The sequence below is a fragment of the Streptomyces sp. NBC_00158 genome (genome assembly GCF_045160885.1).
Taxonomy (GTDB): domain Bacteria; phylum Actinomycetota; class Actinomycetes; order Streptomycetales; family Streptomycetaceae; genus Streptomyces.
Genome location: NZ_CP108163.1, coordinates 1 through 16,573 on the forward strand (window position 1 = coordinate 1; position 16,573 = coordinate 16,573).

Annotated in this window: 15 protein-coding genes and 1 pseudogene; 7 read left to right on the plus strand and 9 right to left on the minus strand. The window is 70.5% G+C overall.

Features of this window, described 5'->3' with window-relative positions; genetic code table 11:
• Positions 1 to 562: 562 nt before the first annotated feature.
• Positions 563 to 1,390 (minus strand): annotated as a pseudogene (locus tag OG553_RS37455) (IS5 family transposase).
• Between the two features lie 89 nt (positions 1,391 to 1,479).
• On the opposite strand from OG553_RS37455, the gene OG553_RS37460 reads away from it, so the two are divergent.
• From OG553_RS37460 to OG553_RS37470, 3 genes are all read left to right on the plus strand, one after another.
• Positions 1,480 to 1,860, plus strand: a complete 381-nt coding sequence (locus tag OG553_RS37460; RefSeq protein WP_331719139.1) for a hypothetical protein — start codon at positions 1,480 to 1,482, stop codon at positions 1,858 to 1,860.
• A gap of 1,122 nt (positions 1,861 to 2,982) precedes the next feature.
• Entirely contained in the window at positions 2,983 to 3,699 is a 717-nt protein-coding gene (locus OG553_RS37465; protein ID WP_405983262.1) for a hypothetical protein, read from the plus strand.
• Positions 3,696 to 4,169: a MarR family transcriptional regulator gene (locus tag OG553_RS37470; RefSeq protein ID WP_123996001.1), complete on the plus strand. Its 474-nt coding sequence runs from the start codon at positions 3,696 to 3,698 to the stop codon at positions 4,167 to 4,169. The genes OG553_RS37465 and OG553_RS37470 overlap by 4 nt, the downstream gene beginning before the upstream one ends.
• Positions 4,170 to 4,301: 132 nt before the next feature.
• On the opposite strand, the gene OG553_RS37475 is transcribed toward OG553_RS37470, so the two are convergent.
• From OG553_RS37475 to OG553_RS37510, 8 genes are all read right to left on the minus strand, one after another.
• A complete protein-coding gene (locus tag OG553_RS37475) occupies positions 4,302 to 4,739 on the minus strand; it encodes a MarR family transcriptional regulator (RefSeq protein ID WP_331719141.1) in 438 nt (145 codons plus the stop codon).
• A complete protein-coding gene (locus tag OG553_RS37480; RefSeq protein ID WP_331719142.1) occupies positions 4,736 to 5,233 on the minus strand; it encodes a MarR family transcriptional regulator in 498 nt (165 codons plus the stop codon). The genes OG553_RS37475 and OG553_RS37480 overlap by 4 nt, the downstream gene beginning before the upstream one ends.
• 82 nt (positions 5,234 to 5,315) lie before the next feature.
• Positions 5,316 to 5,870 (minus strand): telomere-protecting terminal protein Tpg, encoded by a 555-nt coding sequence (gene tpg / locus OG553_RS37485; RefSeq protein WP_331719143.1) that lies wholly within the window; start codon positions 5,868 to 5,870, stop codon positions 5,316 to 5,318.
• A gap of 3 nt (positions 5,871 to 5,873) precedes the next feature.
• Positions 5,874 to 8,123 carry a telomere-associated protein Tap gene (gene tap / locus OG553_RS37490; protein WP_331719144.1) on the minus strand — a complete coding sequence of 750 codons (2,250 nt, stop codon included), beginning with the start codon at positions 8,121 to 8,123 and terminating at the stop codon, positions 5,874 to 5,876.
• Positions 8,124 to 8,238: 115 nt separating this feature from the next.
• Positions 8,239 to 9,159: a ParB/RepB/Spo0J family partition protein gene (locus OG553_RS37495; protein ID WP_331719145.1), complete on the minus strand. Its 921-nt coding sequence runs from the start codon at positions 9,157 to 9,159 to the stop codon at positions 8,239 to 8,241.
• Positions 9,156 to 10,415 (minus strand): ParA family protein, encoded by a 1,260-nt coding sequence (locus OG553_RS37500; protein ID WP_331719146.1) that lies wholly within the window; start codon positions 10,413 to 10,415, stop codon positions 9,156 to 9,158. Before OG553_RS37500 ends, OG553_RS37495 begins: the two co-directional genes overlap by 4 nt.
• Before the next feature lie 169 nt (positions 10,416 to 10,584).
• Positions 10,585 to 11,256: a ScbR family autoregulator-binding transcription factor gene (locus tag OG553_RS37505; RefSeq protein WP_331719147.1), complete on the minus strand. Its 672-nt coding sequence runs from the start codon at positions 11,254 to 11,256 to the stop codon at positions 10,585 to 10,587.
• A gap of 202 nt (positions 11,257 to 11,458) precedes the next feature.
• Positions 11,459 to 12,214, minus strand: coding sequence for an SDR family oxidoreductase (locus OG553_RS37510; protein ID WP_331719379.1), 756 nt, complete (start codon positions 12,212 to 12,214; stop codon positions 11,459 to 11,461).
• A gap of 243 nt (positions 12,215 to 12,457) precedes the next feature.
• Here OG553_RS37510 and OG553_RS37515 point away from each other — a divergent pair, with 243 nt between their 5' ends.
• The 4 genes from OG553_RS37515 (at position 12,458) to OG553_RS37530 (ending at position 16,511) form a co-directional block, all read left to right on the plus strand.
• A complete protein-coding gene (locus OG553_RS37515; RefSeq protein ID WP_331719148.1) occupies positions 12,458 to 13,423 on the plus strand; it encodes an NAD(P)-dependent oxidoreductase in 966 nt (321 codons plus the stop codon).
• A 153-nt stretch (positions 13,424 to 13,576) separates the two neighbouring features.
• The gene (locus OG553_RS37520) at positions 13,577 to 14,314 is read left to right on the plus strand and encodes a TetR/AcrR family transcriptional regulator C-terminal domain-containing protein (protein WP_331719149.1); all 738 of its coding nucleotides are present in this window, start codon (positions 13,577 to 13,579) and stop codon (positions 14,312 to 14,314) included.
• Between the two features lie 63 nt (positions 14,315 to 14,377).
• On the plus strand, positions 14,378 to 15,631 hold the full coding sequence (locus tag OG553_RS37525; RefSeq protein ID WP_405983263.1) for a cation:proton antiporter: 1,254 nt from the start codon (positions 14,378 to 14,380) through the stop codon (positions 15,629 to 15,631).
• A gap of 265 nt (positions 15,632 to 15,896) precedes the next feature.
• Entirely contained in the window at positions 15,897 to 16,511 is a 615-nt protein-coding gene (locus tag OG553_RS37530; protein ID WP_331719151.1) for a TetR family transcriptional regulator, read from the plus strand.
• The last annotated feature ends 62 nt before the right edge of the window (positions 16,512 to 16,573 follow it).

The following is a 16,573-nucleotide window of genomic DNA, read 5'->3' on the forward strand; positions in this document are numbered from 1 at the left end:
CAGGCGCTGCGCGCCTGGGAAGAGACCCGCCTCGCTGCGCTCGGCGGCGGGGCGCTTCGCGCCCCAGAGCCGGCCTTTGGCCGGAGCCCCTCCGCTCCGCTCCAGGGCTCTAGGACGCTCCGCGTCCTAGAGGGACCCGCCTCTCTTCGCTCGGCGGCGGGCGGCTTCGCCGCCCAGAGCCGGCCTTCGGCCGGGTGGCCCTCCGCTTCGCTCCGGGCTCTTGGCCGCTGCGCGGCCAAGAGGAACCCTCCTCGCTACGCTCGGCGGAGGGGCGCTTTGCGCCCCAAGCCGCCTTTCCGGGCGGGGCTCCTAGGCTCCGCCACAGAGCTCTAGAACGCTCCGCGTCCTAGAGGAACCCTCCTCGCTTCGCTTGGAGGAAGGGCGCTTCGCGCCCCAGAGCCGGCCTTTGGCCGGAGCCCCTCCGCTTCGCTCCGGGGCTCTAGGATGCTCCGCGTCCTAGAGACACCCGCCTCGCTGCGCTCGGCTCTGGGCGGCGAAGCTGCCCAAAACCAACCTTCTGTTGGAAGCGCCCGCTTCGCTCCGGGTATTGAGAGCTCGGTGCTTAGACGGTGTCTCGCATGGTGAACTTGTCGAGCTTTTTGTAGGAGGTCATGGCTGAGGCGAGACCGAGGAAGGCGAGGAATTGACTGCCTTTGCGTTCATAACGGACGGTCAGCCATCGGTATCGGAAGAGCCATGAGATCGATCTCTCGATCTTTCACTGGTGTCTTCCGAGCCGTTGGGAGGACTCCACGTTTCCCCGGGTGATCCGTGAAGTGATGTTGCGTTCGAGTAGCCACGCCAGGTTGCAGGCGGAGTGGTATGCCTTGTCAGCCCGGACCTTGTTGGGGTGTTGCCGAGGCGAGCCGCAGGGTGAGCGGACAGCCCGGATTCCGAGGGAGCGGGCGAAGTGCTTGGACATTGTTGACGTTTGAGGCGGACACCCCGACGACGACAGGGAGCCCCTGTGCCTCGGTCAGAAGGAGCAGTTTGCTGCCTGCTTTGCCTCGGTCGACCGGATTCGGCTCTGTCAGCGGACCCCTCTTTTCGCGTGCACGGAGGCCACGTCGACGGTCACGAAGCTTCAGTCCAATCCGCCGCGGGATCCAATCTCGTTCAGAACCACCCGGTGCAGCCAACGCCACACTCCGGATGCGGTCCAGATGGAGAACCTCCGGTAAGCCGTCGCCGGTGATACTCCGAACGTCGGTGGCAGATACCGCCACGTGCACCCGCTGGTCAGCACGTGCACGACGGCCGTGAACACGGAACGTTGGTCGATTGGCGGGGTGCCACCGCCCTGCAGACGCAAGGGGAAGGAAGGCGGTACCGGCTCAGCCAGGGCCCACAGATCATCCGGTACAAGCCACTGAGAGAGTTCCCCACCCATGAACGATCATGATGCCGCAGCCGGGCGGTCCCGGCGGCGGTCGGTGTCGGCGTTGGGCTGATTGCCTCCCACCACTTCAGAATGGGCGCATGGCTCCCCTTTCCACCGACCCGCGCCCGCTGAACGCCGACGAACGAGCAGTGCTTGAACATGTACTGTCAGCGGAGTTCGTTGGCGCCTCGCAACTGCGGAGTCAGCTGGATCTCACCGAGGTGATCGCCGCTTGGGGGCCTGACTCCGTGAGTGTGGACCTGGAGGTCCGGGAACCTTGCGAGCATGCAGCACTTCCGAAAGAGCTCGTGCCCGTAGACGCGCAGGTCTATGACCCGTCAGGCGCTTACGTCGGCGAGATCCTCGTCTGGACGGACCGGGGAGCCACGCTCGCAGCCCTCGAATTCACCTGGGTCACCGACGGGATGCCCACGTCTCTACCGGCCATCGTGGACGGCTGCCTCAGCTGGCCGGCCTGACAGGCTGGCCGTCCCGACCCAGAGTGTCTACGGCCGTACAGCAGGCAAGATCGCCACGTGAGACACCGTCTTAGGGACCAGTCCCCTTGCCGGGCTGAAGGGAAGGTTTGGTTCACGATTTGTGCAAAAGCACCTGCCTCGCTGGGTTTGCCAGAAAGCTTCACTACCGAGAGTCGGCCTGCGGCCGATGTTCCTCAGATTTGCTCCGTAACTACTAGGGGCTTCAGCTGAGATCCTCAGGTGAACGCTCATCCCGGTAGCACCGGAGGTTGGGAAGACTGGCACGTAGACGCCCATGTTGTCGCCCCCATTGGTGAAGGTGACCGAGGCGATCTCCAACATGCCGGGCCCGCCCTCCTTAGCCTGTTCCTCCTCCTGGTCTACGCCGCCGTTGAGGTCGTCCTTCCATACCTGCGACGAGGCCTTGAGGCCCAGGGCAAGCGGCAGTAGGCCGAGCCTGGGGCTGAAGCCAAGGAGATGGCCGAGACCTTGCCGAGGTCTGACCAGCTGAGAACGTGCTGTGGGGCGCTAGTGGTTTGGTCGAGGTTGGGGTCAGGGCGTTAACGGCGTTAATGGTCGTTGGGGTCCTGATTCAAAGTGATGTCGGGATAGAGATAGGAATCAGTCAGATTCTGCGTGGTTATGGACAGGGTGTCCGGGGGCCAGCGGTTCGGTGGCTGGGGAGCTGTGGGGTCGGGAAGTGAGGCCGGGAAGTGGGTTGTACGACGGCGTTGAGTACGCGCAGCGCGGCAGGGGACGGCCTATAGAGGGTACGGATATGCGTTGCCGCAGGTCAGAGGGGGTGCGGGGGGAAAGTTATGTCCCCTCAGAAGGGACATAACTCGGGGGATGTGTCGCTGGTAGGGGGACAGAACTCCTGTAAAACGTCAGTGAGGCTGACGCTTTTTGGGCCAAAACGTCGGGGAGGCTGACGTTCTTGTGGAGATACGTCGGCGAACTGCGCCGGGGCGGGGAGGCGTTGGGTGCGGGGGTCCGAGAGCGGACCGCGAGGGGCCTTGGCCGAGATGTGTCCCTCCTGGGGGGACACAAGACACGCCGAACGTCAACGAGCGTGACATTAGTGTCACCCTTGTTGACATACTCTCTCTCCAGATCAACGAAGTGGAGAGCATCCTCGTGTCATCAGAAGCACAGCGCCGCCGGCAGAGTCCGTCGCGCGCGCCGCGTCCTGATCTCCCCGTTGATGACGCGATCTCGGCGTGGAGTCAGCCGCTGGCTCCGGTCAAGGATCTGGACAGCCTGGCGAAGCGGTACCCCAGCCGGAAGCTGACGCTGGACGGTGAGCGCAAGCCGCTGGAGTTCTACGGGACGCAGAGTCAGCCAAATGCGTTCTCGATGGACAGCCTCGAGTTCTTCCTGGTGATCGCGCAGTACTTCCGGGAAGCCTTGCCCCTGAGGCTCATCCTGCTGCTGATCGCGTGCCAGCGGGCGGGAGGGCGGATTCCACTTACGCAGGAGGAGATGGCTACGATCCTCGACGTCAGTCGGACAAAGACCTCGGAGGCCCTGCACACCGTCATGTCTCATGGGATCGTCTTCAAGGTGCGGCGGGGTGTGTACCAGTTCAACCCGCCCTACAGTTACCGGGTGGCCGAGTTCATCCCGGGGACGGAGACGGCGGGTGAGTTCGTGAAGGTGGAGCAGCACAGCACCATCTCGCAGATTCGCGGCGACACGAGCCTGCCGGACCTGGTGCGGTTCCCGTCGCTGGACCACATGCGGCAGGCAATCGAGGAACTGCGGGCCGAACGGTCCAAAGAGCGCGCTGCGCGCCGGCTCAGCCGGGCGCAGCGCAAGGAAGAAGGGACAGCTCAGTGAGCACCTTGCGATTCGCTGCGGTCAACGCCGACGGGCTTCTCTCCGACCTGGACCTTCCGCCTGCCGCGTACCGTGTGCTGCTGAAGCTGCGTTCGCTGAGTGAGCCGGGCGGCCGGATCCTCATCGACCAGGCCACCATCGGGGGGCTGCTGGAGCTGAGCAGGCCGAGCGTCAACGCCGCCCTGCGCAGCCTGGAACTGGCCAAGCTCGTGCGGAAGGTCAGGAACGGGGTCTACCAGATCAACCCGATGCTGGCCGGGTACAACTCCTTCGAGGACGCCGTCGCGGCGGTGAACGAGATGGCCGCGGACGAGCGGCTGGACGCGCGCGGGTACGTCGCCAGCTACCACCAGGCGGTGGCGGAGTACCAGGACCAGCTCGCGGAGCAGCGGAAGAAGCGGGCGGCGCAGGCCGCCGCGAAGAAGGCCGCGGAGTCGAAGCGGCGGCGGACGCTGCACGCTGTTGGGTAGAAGGTTTGAGGAGGGGCCCGTAGAGGGCTTCTGAGGGTGTTTCAAGAGCCTTTGAGGGCCCCGGGGTATCCCGGGGCCCTCAAAGGGTTTCAGGGGCTTGGATGGGCTTGTGTGCCCTTGGGTGGGTGGGGCTCAGGGGGTGCCCAGTTCGGCGTTGGCGCGGTCCGTGATCAGGGTGAGTACGCGGCCGGCGACCGCCAGGTCCTCGGCGGGGATCCCGGCGTACAGGCGGGCGGCGATCCGGGCCGTCGCGGCGGCGGTGGTCTCGTACAGGTCGCGGCCGGTGTCCGTGAGGCGGAGGCGGGTGTCGTCCTCGGTGAGGAGGCCCGCCGTGAGCAGTTCCTCGATGACGGACTCGACGAGCGGTTCGGTGGTCTTGAGGGAGTCCTGGATCTCGGCGACCAGTTCACCGTGCGGGACGGATCCGCCGGCGACGGTGACGGCCCGGAGGGTGACGCTCTGGTGGAACGTGACGCCGTGGCTGTCCAGTGCGCCCTCCGCGAGGGTGCGGGCGGCGTGGTGGGCGAGGGCTATGACGCGGGCGTTGAGGGTGGGGGCGGTGGTGGTCATGGCTGCTCCTTCTCGTGCTCGGTGGTCCGGTCAAGAGGTGCTGCGTCGAGAGGCGCGTCGAGCAGGGTCGCCAGCTCACGGGTGAACTGGGAGGCGCGGGGGCCGTTCCGGCCGCCGAGCGGTTCGAGGAGTTGGTCCAGGAGCCCCTGGACGGCCTCGATGGCGTGCTTCGTGACCTCGCGGCCCTGCTCGGTGAGCGACAGCTGGAAGGCGCGGGGGTCGTTCGGGTCCCGGGTGCGGGCGATCAGGCCGGAGGTCTCCAGGGCCCGGGCGAGTTTGGAGACGTAGAGCGGTTCGAGGCCCGTGTGGTCGGCGAGCTGACGCTGGTTCGGGCGGGTGCCCGAGCGGGACATCCCGTAGAGCGAGGCCATCAGGGAGTACTGCGCGTGCGTCATGCCCAGCGGTGTGACCGCCCGGTCGACGGCCACCCGCCACTTCATCGACAGGCGCCAGACCAGGAAGCCGGCGGTGGCGTTCTCGGGTGCTGTGCTCATGGGAAATAATGTACATGGCTATTATGTACATGACTAGTATTGGGTCGGCGCGGCCGCCCGGGGGAGCGGCGGGCGGTGGGCGTCAGAAGGCGAAGTCGACGTAGTCGATGTCCGTGAACTCGACGAGGAGGGACGTCGCGCGGGCGCCGTTGTCCTTGAAGTAGATCTCCTGGAGGGCCTCGGCCGTGATGTGGCGGAGCTGGGCTTCGGTGGCGCCGGTCTCCTGGGCCGCGAAGAGGCGCTGTGCGTACTCCGGGGGGAGGTGCTGGGTGATGCGCCGCATGCGGCCGTCGTCGGTGGTGCCGGGGGCCGCCGTGAAGCCGAAGCGGGCGCGGGTCTCGATGACGAGTCCGGTGGTGCGGGCGGCCTGTTCGCGGGCGCGCTTGCGGACCAGGGGCTGCCAGCGGCGGCGCACCTCGGTTTCCAGGCGGGCGGCGAGGGCCGGCTTGGGCTGCTTGATCTCGTTCTTCACGTAGCGCTCGACCGTGCGTTGGGAGATGCCCAGGGCGGCTGCCACGGCCTTCGTGGATTTCAGCTGCTTGAGGAGGAAGCGCATCTGGGCGCCCGCGGACTTCGGGATGGGGCGGGTGAAGTGGAGTTCGTCGGCCTTGGTGAGGCTGTCGGAGATGTCGGACATCGGTTACTCGCCGTCTGCTGCCGCGTCGTGGCCCTTGATGTGGCGGGCCGGGTTGAGGTGTTGGTCGAGGAGCTGCACGGCCCACAGGAGGGGCTGGGTGCCCTCGTGCTTGACCATGCCGGGACTGACGCCGAGGCGGAAGCCGCCCGGGAGGGGCTTGCCCTCGGGGGTGTGGGGGAGGAAGTCCAGCGGGCCCGGCCCGTCGGAGAGGTAGACCGCGCAGTCGGAGAGGACCGCGATGGGGTACAGGCCGGTCCCGGTGGCGAGCTTGCGCATCTTGCGGTGCATGTTGACGCGGGCGGTGGAGATGACGGCGGCGCGGATGTCGGGGCGCCAGGTGGGGCGTTCCAGGGCGGGCCAGGCTTCGCCGGGCCGGTAGGAGGCGCCCTGGGGGCGCTCGCGGAGCTTGCCGATGCCGCCCTTGACCGTGGACTTGATCGCGGAGAGGACCGCAGTGGAGGTGTGGGGGGCGTCCGTCTTGTACGTCGTCATGGCCGTGAGGAACTCGGACTCCGTGAGGGACGGGGTGATGCCGAGGTCGGCCATGGTCGCCATGTAGGCGTCGCGGAGGCGGGTGTACCAGGCGTCGAGGTAGGGGCCGTTGTCCGGGCGGGTCCAGGCCTCGGCGGGGTGGACCTCGTGGCCGAGCTCCTGGGCGTAGGCGAGGGTCGGTGTCGCGTACCAGGCGGGGCCGGTGGGGGGCTTGCCGTGGGGGGTGAAGGGGCTCGGGAGGCGAGGGTCGAGGGAGAGGGAGGAGAGGTCGGCGAGCCAGCACCCGGGGAGCTTGGGGTCGAAGCGGGGGGACGTGGTGTGGACCGCGGGGCCGATGCCGACGGTGAGGCGGTTCGCGGCCGCGGCGAAGGCCATGTTCACGTCGATGCCGACGGCGTGGGTGAGGGCGCACTCGGCGTCGGTGAGGAGCTCCGGGTCGCGGATCCAGTCGTACGCCTCCTCGTCGAGGACCTGGTCCGGGGTCCGCTGGTGGGCGCGGGGGTAGAGGGCGGCGACCACCGGGTGCTCGTCGGGGGCCTCCGGGGGGGCCGGGTCGACGGGGCGGGTGAGGGAGCCGGGGACGGGGGCCGACTCCCATGTGTTCGTCTGGGGGTTGCGCGCGGCGCGGGTCGGCGGGCGCAGGGCCGTCATGAGTTCCAGGCCGGTGACGGCGGTGGAACCCCGGGGGGTGAGCACGCGGGCGGCGTAGGTGGTGAGCAGCTCGGCGAGTTCGGGGGCGGGGAGGTCCGCGGTGTCCTCGCCCCAGGCACGGGGGTCGAGGGCGCCCCAGGGGAGGACCGCGAGCTGGACGCACTGGCGTCCGGTGGTGGGGGAGGCCGGGCGGTAGATGCGGGGCCAGGGGCCGAAGCCGCGGCGGGTGAGCTGCCACTTGGCCTTGGTGAGCTGCTTGATGACGGGGTGGTTGTCCGGGAGGCGCAGGGCGCGGCGGTCTTCGAGGGTGAGGGGGAGGCCGAGCTGTTCGGCGGCGGGGGCGGTGAGGACGAGGAGGGGGTCTCCGTCGCGGCCGTTGTGGTGGAGGCGGGGGGCGCGGAGGTCGGCGTCGGGGCCGAGCGCCCAGGCGACGAGGTCGGGGAGGCCGGAGGTGGGGTGGGGGAGGAGGAGGCCGCCGGCGGCGTGGGCGTGGCCGGTGCCGTCGAGGACGGCGAGGGGACCGTTGCCTGCCAGGGGGGTGGGGGTGGGGGTGGAGCGCTGGGGTGGGCGGTGGGTGGAGGTGGGGGGGTGGGCGTTAACGGCGTTAACGGCGTTAACGGTGGGGGAGGGTGCCCGGGGTGCCGGGGTGGGCTCGGGTTCGGGGGCCGGGGCCGGTTCGGTGTTAACGGCGTTAATGGTGGAGGAGGGGGTGGGTGCGGCGTTAACGGCGTTAACGGTCGGGGCCGGGGTGGGGGGCGCGGTGTTAACGGCGTTAACGGTCGGGGTGGTGGGGGGGTCGGCCGGGGTCTCGCCGTTAACGGCGTTAACGGCGTTAACGAGGGCCGGGGGGTGGAGGGCGGAGAGGCCTTCGAGGAGACGGGCGTACGCGGCGCGCTTGGGCGGGCGGGGGGCGGTGCGGCCGGTTTCCCAGGAGGTGACGGTCTCGCGGCGGACGGAGAGCGCCTTGGCGATCTGGTCCTGACTGAGGCCGGCGGCCTCGCGCAGGCGCTTGCGCTCGTCGGGGTGGGGCAGCCCGTCCTGGGCGGCCGCTTCCTCTAGCAGGGCGTCGACCGCTGCGAAGAGGGTGGTCTGTTCGTTCGTCTCGCTCATCGGTACTACCTCCAGGAGCACCATATGTGAATCGCACGCTTGAACGCACATGAAACGCACGTGGGGGCGTTAACGGCGTTAACGCCGTCAGCGCCCCCGGCGTGGGTGCGGCAGCTCAGATGCGCTGCATGAGGAGTTCCGTGACGGCTTTCAGGTCGTCCGGGGTGAGGTGCGCGGTGAGGGCGTCCGCGATGGTCTCCGGGGAGTGCGTGGAGATCGTGATGCGGGGGGTGGCGGCGGGGGGAGCGGGGGCGGGCGTCGGGGCGTTAACGGCGTTAACGCCGTTAACGGTCTGGGTCGTCGGGCGGGTGCGCTGGCGCGGGGGGTTGACGGCGTTGATGGTCTCCGCCGCGGCGGCCGTCTGTTCCTCCTGGGGGAGGCGGCCGATGCGGCGGGCGGGCTCGACCTTCAGCTCGCCCGTCTCCACCTTCTCCTGGAGGTCGGGCGTCAGGTTGAGGAGGGTCAGGCGCTGCGAGACCCAGGCCGGCGTCTTGCCGATCCGCTTGGCCACCTGGGCCTGGGAGCCGTGGACGTCGACCAGTTCCTGAAGGGCGCGTGCCTGGTCCATGGGGGCCACGTCGACCCGGTGGACGTTGGCGATGAGCGCCGATTCGAGGATGTCGGCGGCCGAGGCGGACAGGGCGTCGTTGACGTGGATGTGCATCGTCTTGAGCCCGGCCAGCTGGGCGGCCGCGAGGCGGCGGTTGCCGTCGATGACCACGTACGGGGCGCGGCCGAGGCCGTCGGTCTGGCCCGGGTGGGCCTCCATGAAGGCCAGCCGGGTCGCGACCGCGAGGGGCTGCAGCTGGCCGCGTACGGTCAGGGACTGGGCCAGCTCTTCGAGCTCGGTGAGGTCCTCGCGGAGGTTGAACGGGTTGTGGGCGAGGGCCTCGATGGGAACCTCGGAGGGCGGGACGACGCCGGAGGTGGGGGCACCGGTGGCCTCGGCGATGGCGGCGCGGCGGGAGCTGACGCCGACGGGCTGGGCCCGTGCGAAGGACGCCGAGACGCCGAGCTTGTCTGCCTTGCTGCTCATGAGATCTCCCGGGCGAGGGCGCGCAGGGCGACTGCCTGGTCGCCGTTGGGGGCGTAGACGAAGAGGGGCTGCTTGAGGCGGACGGACTCGCGCTGTTCCTTGAGGTCGGGCACGATCGCCACGACCCGGGGATCCTTTATGTCCATCCAGGCCTGGAGGGACGAGGTCGCGATGTAGCCGCGGCGGCCGTCGTAGAGGTTCACGACGAGGCCGAGGTAGTCGATGTCGAGGCTGAGGTCGTCGCGCAGGTCGTTGATCTGGGAGGTGAGGAGGTCGTACGCGTCCGCCGAGGAGTCCTCCGCCTGTACGACGATCAGCGCGCCGGAGGCGCCCGGCTGTTCGGTGTCGCGGCGGCGTCCGTAGTAGATCGCGGCGTCCATGCTCAGGCCGAGGCTGGGCGGGCAGTCGATGAGGATGACGTCGTAGTCGGACTCGACGGGGGCGAGGGCGCGTTCGAGGGCGGCCTCGCGGGCGCGGACCGTGGAGAGCCGGACGTCGAGGAGGAAGGCGTCCGTGCAGGCCGGCAGGAGGTGGAGGCGGTCGCCGAACCGGTCGTGCTCGATGGGGGCGATGAGATCCTGCAGGGGGCCCTTGGCCTCGCCGGCCATGTGGCAGGTGAGGCTGTCGCCGCCGATGGGCAGCGGCTGCTGGCCGAGCTGCTTGGTGAGGTGGCCCTGGGGGTCGAAGTCGACGAGCAGGACGCGCATGCCCAGACCCGGGAGGTCTTCGAGGTCGAGGGGGGACGTGGCCGGCTGCCCGGGGTCCGTCTCCTCGGAGGTGGTGCGGCGGGCCAGTTGGCGGGCGACGCGGACCGGGTGGAGGCTGGCCGGGTCCTCGGCGAGGGCCTCGGCGGTGCCGGCGGTGATGGCGGTCTTGCCGACCCCGCCCTTCTGGTTGCACACGACGATGCGGCGGACGACGGAGGGCCGCTTGACGGTGGGGGCCGGGTTCAGCTCCAGCCACAGGTGCACCGCCTGGGCGAGACCCTGGATGAGCGAGACGCCGCGGTCCTTGGCGTCGGTGCGGAAGGAGTCCCACTGGCCGGCGGGCAGCCAGGTCGAGAACGACTCCGCGCCGGAGGTGTCGACGGGGGAGGGGGCGGAGGCGAGGGCGCTCCAGTGCGCGACGCCCTGGTGGACGGCGTCCTGGATGTCGACCCCGAGTTGGGCGGTGCGGATCTTCAGCTCCTGGCGGAGCCACGGGGGGAGCTTGGAGACGACCTTCTCTCGGTCGTTGTGGGACGAAGGCGAAGTCATGGGAGGGACTTTACTAACGTTCTCGGGTGCGCGTGGGTGCCACGCTTGGGTTTTGCTAACGAAATGGGTGCGGAGGCGTCCGGGTACGCGACAGGGCGGCCTCGCACCCGCCGTAGCGAGCACCCCCGTGGTTCACCACGGCGTGTGCGAGGCCGCCCTGGATGCTCCGTCAGCCGACGGGGACGGGTGCCTGCGGGGCGGGCAGGCCGAGTTCGGCGCGGCAGGAGGCGGAGCCCGTCGGGTCGAAGAAGGGGATGCGGGGGGCGGGAACGATGCCCGGGAGGAGGTAGTTCCAGAGGTCGACGACCCGGGCGTGCAGGTCCTCGCGGTCGGCGCGGACGTGCGAGGTGACCTGGACGCCGGTGAACGAGCCGACGAGGAAGGTCGAGAGGTCGTACACGTCGAGCGACGGCAGGATGTCGCCGCGTTCCCGGGCCGGCGTCAGACAGCTCCGGCAGGTCTCGATCCAGGTGTTGTACGGGGACGGGTCGGGGCTGGTGAACGAGCCGAACTCGATGACCAGGCGGATGCCCGCGCGGATGCGGACGTTGGTGCGCAGCCCGAACGCCATCTGGTGGGTGAGGTCGATGACCGTCTGGAGGCCGGGCTCCTCCAGGGCGGGGACGCCTTCGGAGACCCGGAACTGCTCGTCCACCAGGGTGCGGGCGAGGGCTTCCTTGGAGGGGAAGTGGAAGTAGAGGGCGCCCTTGGTGACTCCGGCGTGCTTGACGACGTCGCTGAGGCTGGTGCCGCCGAAGCCGGCGCGGTCGAAGGCGACGGCCGCGCCGTCGAGGATCGCCTGCCGGGTGATCTCGGCCCGTTCCTGCCTGACCCTCGCCACGTGTGTGTCTCCTGCTGCGGTTGCGTCCGGTGATACAGGGGCAATCTAGTGGGATTTGGCCAAAGAAAACCAGTCGACCAGTACTTTTTCAGGTGCGTTGGGGTTTGCTTCGTCCGCTGATAGGGCGTTTGCGGTGTTGCTGATTGGTGGAGATGGTCCTGCGCCACCGTTAACGGCGTTAACGCCGTTAACGGTGAACGGGTCAGAGGTGAGTGCCGCCCGACGCGTCGAGGCGCTGGCCGGTGACCCACAGGGAATCGGGGGATGCGAGGAAGGCCACCACGCCGGCTATGTCGGAGGGTTTGCCGATCCGCTCGAAGACGGACATGCCCGCCAGGCGTGCCGCACCCTCGGGCGTCGTACGGAGCTTCGCGTTCATGTCGGTCTCGACGAACCCGGGAGCCACCGTGTTGACGGTGATGCCCCGGGGGCCGAGCTCCTTGGCCAGGGAAAGGGTGAGGGTGTCCATCGCGCCCTTGCTCATCGAGTACACGACGGACTCAGGGTAGGACATGCGGGTGACAGCGGAGGAGATGTTGATGACCCTGCCGCCCGCCGGCATGCGCTTCAGGCCTTCCTGGGTGACGAAGAGGAGAGCTTTGACGTTGACCGAGAAGATCCTGTCGACCAGTTCCGGCGTCACCTGGTGGATCCGCGCCGAGCCGCTGACCGCCGCGTTGTTGACGAGGACGTCGAGGGTGGGTTCCATGCCGCGGCGGGTCAGTTCGGAGTCGAAGGCGGCGTAGAGGGCATGTGCGTCGCCGTCGACGCCGAGCTCGCTCCGCAAGGGGAAGGCGTCCCCGCCCGCGGCCCGGATGGATTCCACGACCTCGTCGGCGGCCTCGCCGTTCCGTGCGTAGTGGACGCCCACAAGGGCACCGTCGGCGGCCAGGCGCTCGGCGATCCCGCGGCCGATCCCGCGGCTGGCGCCGGTGACCAGGGCGGTCCTGGCGGACAGCGGCCCGCCGACCTCGCGCGCCCGGGAGAGCCGGACCGGCTCGCCGACGGGGGAGGGGTGCTGCGGGCCGAGGGGGCGGGAGGCGGATGAGGTGGTCAAGATGAGGCCCTTCTGGACCGGGTCCGGGGAGCTCGCGGGCGGTTGTCCAACTGATTGTCACCTGGCCGGTACGCACTGCCGATGGTGGCCGACGCATACGATCGCGACTGTCCGGATTGTTCTGGGGAAGGATTGGGGTACTTGATGAGCGACCCGCAGAGGCTGGTGATCACCGGCGCCACCGGGTTCATCGGTTCGGCGGTAGTGGCCGAACTCGCTCGTTTCCGGGACGGGGCGGAGACGGGCTCCCGGGGCTTCGTGCTGCGGGCGGTGGGCCGCAGGCCCTCGAGGGAAGCAGGCCTGGCCGACGAGTGGTTCCGGGCGGACCTGGCCGACCCGGAGTCCCTGCGGGAGTGCTGTGCCGGAGCGGACGTCCTCCTCCACCTGGCCTCGCGGATCGGATCGGACGAGCGGGAGTGCGACTCCGTCAACGTCCGGGGGACCGCGGCGCTGATGGCGGAAGCCGAGGCGGCCGGCGTCCGCCGGATCGTCCATCTGTCCACCTCGGCCGTCTACGGCCAGGGGCCGCACCGGGGGATCTCGGTGGACGCGGTGGTTCCCGCGCCCGTCTCGGCTGTCAGTCGCTCACGGCTCGCGGGTGAAGGGCCCGCGCTGGCCGCAGGAGCGGTGGTGCTGCGGCCCGGCCTGGTGATCGGCCCCGGGGACCGCTGGGTGGTTCCCTCCCTGGCTCAGATCCTCGGATCCACCGGAGCGCTGTGGGGCGGGGCGGGAGCACTGCTGTCGGCGGTGGCGGTCGGGGACCTCGCCCGCCTCGTCGCCCGTCTCGCACTGGGCGGTGGTCCGGCGGGCGGTTCGGTCTGGAACGCTAGCCATCCGGTGCCGGTGCGGGCCGTCGAGCTGGTGCGGGCGTTCACCGACCGGGGCGTACTTCCGCCGGTGGAGCAGGAGCTTCCCGAGGCCGAGTTCCTGGAACGGATGGCGGCCTCGGGGTGTCGGGTGAGCCCGAGCCAGTTCAGGCTGGTGGCGCAGGACCACTGGTACGACAGCGCCGGGATCTGGGAGGCGGCCGACTGCCCGCCGGGACCCGGTCCGCTGGCGCACCTGGACGAAGCCGCCCTCTGGTACCGGGAGTACCTGGCCCGCGCGTGAGCGGATGCGGTCGGTCGTCGTGAGAGGGCGCGGCGTTAACGGCGTTAACGGCGTTAACGGGGGAGGGGGTGGGTGATCCGTTCCTCCCCGGGGCGGTGGACGCTGTTCATTTGTGTACGGTAGACGCGGTTTTGGTGCGAGGCAGGGGATCCGGTGGCGGACGGGCAGTGGGCTGCGGCGGTGCGGTTGTTGTGGGGGCCGCCGGTGACGCCGGCGCGGGGGCCGCGGCGGGGGCTGACCCTGGAGCAGATCGCGCTGGCCGGGGTCGGGATCGCCGACGGCGAGGGGCTCGGCGGGGTGTCGATGCAGCGGGTGGCCGGGGAGCTGGGGGTCACCAAGATGGCGCTCTACCGGTACGTGCCGGGGAAGGCCGAGGTCGTCGCGCTGATGGTGGAGGCCGCGATGCCGGATCCGGCCGGGGGCCTGGACGCCGCGTTGGCGGTGGCCGGGGACGGCTGGCGGGAGCGGCTCGGGGTGTGGGCGCGGGAGCTGCTGGCCGGGTTCCGGGCGCACCCGTGGCTGCTGGACGCGACGGTGGGCGCGCGGGCGTTGGGGCCGCGCGAGGTCGGGTGGCTGGAGCGGGCGCTCGCCGCGCTGGAGGGGTGCGGGCTGACCGGGGCCGAGGCGATGGACGCCGTGGTGCTGGTGGCCGGACACGTGCGGGGGATCGCCGAGCAGGAACGGGCCGCGGCCGGCGCCGGGGGGCCGGACGAGGAGCTCGGGGCCGTGCTGGCGGAGGTCGTGGGGGCGAGGGGCGAGGTGTACCCGGCGCTCGCGGGCGCGCTGGCCTCCGTCGCCGCGCACGGGGGGCAGGACCAGGCCCTGGAGTTCGGGCTGGAGCGGATCCTCGACGGCGTCGGGCTGTTCGTGGAGCGGCGGGCGACCTCCTGAAGTCGGACGCCCTCTGGTTCCGGGGGGTGGGCGCTGGGCACTGGCCAGGACGTGGCGGGTGGTGTGCTGGTCGCCGTGGCGGTGGTGGTCCTCGCGTGCGGTGCGGGCGGGGTGTCGGCGCGCGGGCTCGGGCAGCCGGCGGTGGTCGGGGAGATCGCCGTGGGGATCCTGCTGGGGCCCACGTTCCTGGGGTGGGCGTGGCCGGAGGGGCAGCGGTGGCTGCTGCCGGGTGAGGTGCTCCCGCACCTGGCCGAGCTGGGGAATCTCGGGCTCGTCGTCTTCATGTTCCTGGTGGGGCTGGAGCTCGACGTGGGGATGCTGCGCGGACTGCGGCGGGCCGTGGTGGTGGTGAGTCAGGCGAGCGTGTGGGCACCGCTGGGGCTCGGGGGGCTGCTGGCGCTCGGCCTGTACGGGACCTTCGCGCCGGAGGGGGTGGCCCGGGGGGAGTTCGTGCTGTTCGTGGCGGTGGCGCTGAGCGTCACCGCCTTTCCCGTACTGGCGCGGATCCTGACCGAGCAGGGGCTCTACGGGACGCCCGTGGGGGCGTTGGCGATGGCCTGCGCGGCGGTGGTGGACGTGATCGCCTGGTGCCTGCTGGCGGTGGTGGTGGCCGTCGCCGGGGGCGGTGGGGCGGGCGCCGGGCTGTGGCGGGCGGCCCTGGCCGGGGTCTTCGTCGCGGGGATGTGGTGGGGGGTGCGGCCGCTGCTCGCCCGGGGGGTCGAGCGGTGGGGGCCGGCGGAGCGGGGCGGCGGGGTGGTGGCGCTGTTCGGCGGGGTCTGCCTGGCCGCGTACGCGACGGAGGCGCTGGGGGTGCACGCGCTGTTCGGGGCGTTCGTCTTCGGCGCGGTGGTACCGAGGGGGGTGAAGGCGGTGGAGTCGGCGGCGCGGCGGATGCGGGAGTTCGCGGTGCCGGTGCTGCTGCCGCTGTTCTTCGTGGGGAGCGGGCTGCGGACCGACGTGGGGACGCTGCGGGGCGGCGCGGCCTGGTGGTGGGCGGCTGCGGTGCTGGGGGTGGCCGTCGTGGCGAAGTGGGGCTCGGGGACGGCGGCTGCGCTGGTGGCGGGGGTGGGGCGGCGGGACGCGGTGCTGCTGGGGGCGCTGATGAACTGCCGGGGGGTGACGGAGCTGGTGGTCCTGAACGTGGGGCTCGGGCTGGGGGTGATCGGGGTGGAGCTGTTCACCGTCCTGGTGCTGATGGCCCTGGTGACGACGGCCGCGACGGGGCCGGTGGTGCGGGCCCTGGGCAGGAGGGGGGAGGAGGGCGGGGAGGGGCGTGGCGTTAACGGCGTTAACGGCGTTAACGGTGGTGGGGGTTGAGCGGTGTGGCGGGGGCCGGGCGTTAACGGCGTTAACGCCGTTAACGGTGGGGGTGTGGCGCTCCCCGAGCGGATGAGGTGCCAACGCCGTCAGCGGGCCCGGGTGGTGGTGTGGGCCGTTGGTGTTAACGCCGTTAATGGTTGGCGGTGGCTCCGTCCGGAGTCCGGTCCGGCTCCGGCGCGGGCGTCGACTGTGGCCCAGGATCTCGTACCCCCTCGGTGTGGGGCCGGCCCGCGGATGCGGCGATTGCGGTGTGGAGCCCCTCATGGTCAAGCAGGAGCGTGCGGCACGCACGCGGGAATCTCTCGTCCTCGCCGCGGCGGAGGTGTTCGCCGCCCAGGGCTTCGCCGCCGCCTCGATCGCCGCGATCAGCGAGCGGGCCGGAGTGACCTCCGGCGCGGTCCAGTTCCACTTCGACGGCAAGCCGGCCCTCGCCCGGGCCGTGGAGGCGCGGGCCGCGCGGGCGCTGCGGCGGATCGCGGAAGCGGAAGACGGGCCGGAGCGGGCGGGCGCCCCCCTGAAGGTGCTGGTCGACGCGACGTACGCGCTGCTCGAACTGCTGGCGGGGGACGCCGTCGTGCGGGCCGGGTTCGCGCTGGGCGCCGACGCGGCCCACCACAGCCGGGTGGACCTGCGCGGGCAGTGCCTGCGGTGGGCGGAGGAGCTGATGGTCACCGCCGATCGCGCCGGACTCCTCGCCGAGGGCTTGGCCCCGCAGGACGCGACACGGGTGGTGGCGGCGTTCACGGCCGGGCTGAAGGCACTGGGAGCCGTGGAACCGGAGTGGACCCCCCGTCAGGCGCTGGCCCGCATCTGGACGGTGGTGCTGCCGGGGATCGCGCCGGACGGGGCGGCGGTCACGGAGCAAGAAACAGACTGAATGGTTTGATTTTTGGGCCCGACTGGGTGTTATATGGCCCCTGTTGTGAGGCGGCTGAAGGG

Excerpts from the sequence above, each read along its gene's own strand:
- OG553_RS37460 (WP_331719139.1), top strand. The coding sequence starts at position 1,480 with ATGGCTCCCCTTTCCACCGACCCGCGCCCGCTGAACGCCGACGAACGA.
- OG553_RS37530 (WP_331719151.1), top strand. The coding sequence starts at position 15,897 with ATGGTCAAGCAGGAGCGTGCGGCACGCACGCGGGAATCTCTCGTCCTC.
- tpg (WP_331719143.1), bottom strand. The coding sequence starts at position 5,870 with ATGTCCGACATCTCCGACAGCCTCACCAAGGCCGACGAACTCCACTTC.
- OG553_RS37495 (WP_331719145.1), bottom strand. The coding sequence starts at position 9,159 with ATGAGCAGCAAGGCAGACAAGCTCGGCGTCTCGGCGTCCTTCGCACGG.
- tap (WP_331719144.1), bottom strand. The coding sequence starts at position 8,123 with ATGAGCGAGACGAACGAACAGACCACCCTCTTCGCAGCGGTCGACGCC.
- OG553_RS37480 (WP_331719142.1), bottom strand. The coding sequence starts at position 5,233 with ATGAGCACAGCACCCGAGAACGCCACCGCCGGCTTCCTGGTCTGGCGC.
- OG553_RS37475 (WP_331719141.1), bottom strand. The coding sequence starts at position 4,739 with ATGACCACCACCGCCCCCACCCTCAACGCCCGCGTCATAGCCCTCGCC.
- OG553_RS37500 (WP_331719146.1), bottom strand. The coding sequence starts at position 10,415 with ATGACTTCGCCTTCGTCCCACAACGACCGAGAGAAGGTCGTCTCCAAG.
- OG553_RS37515 (WP_331719148.1), top strand. The coding sequence starts at position 12,458 with ATGAGCGACCCGCAGAGGCTGGTGATCACCGGCGCCACCGGGTTCATC.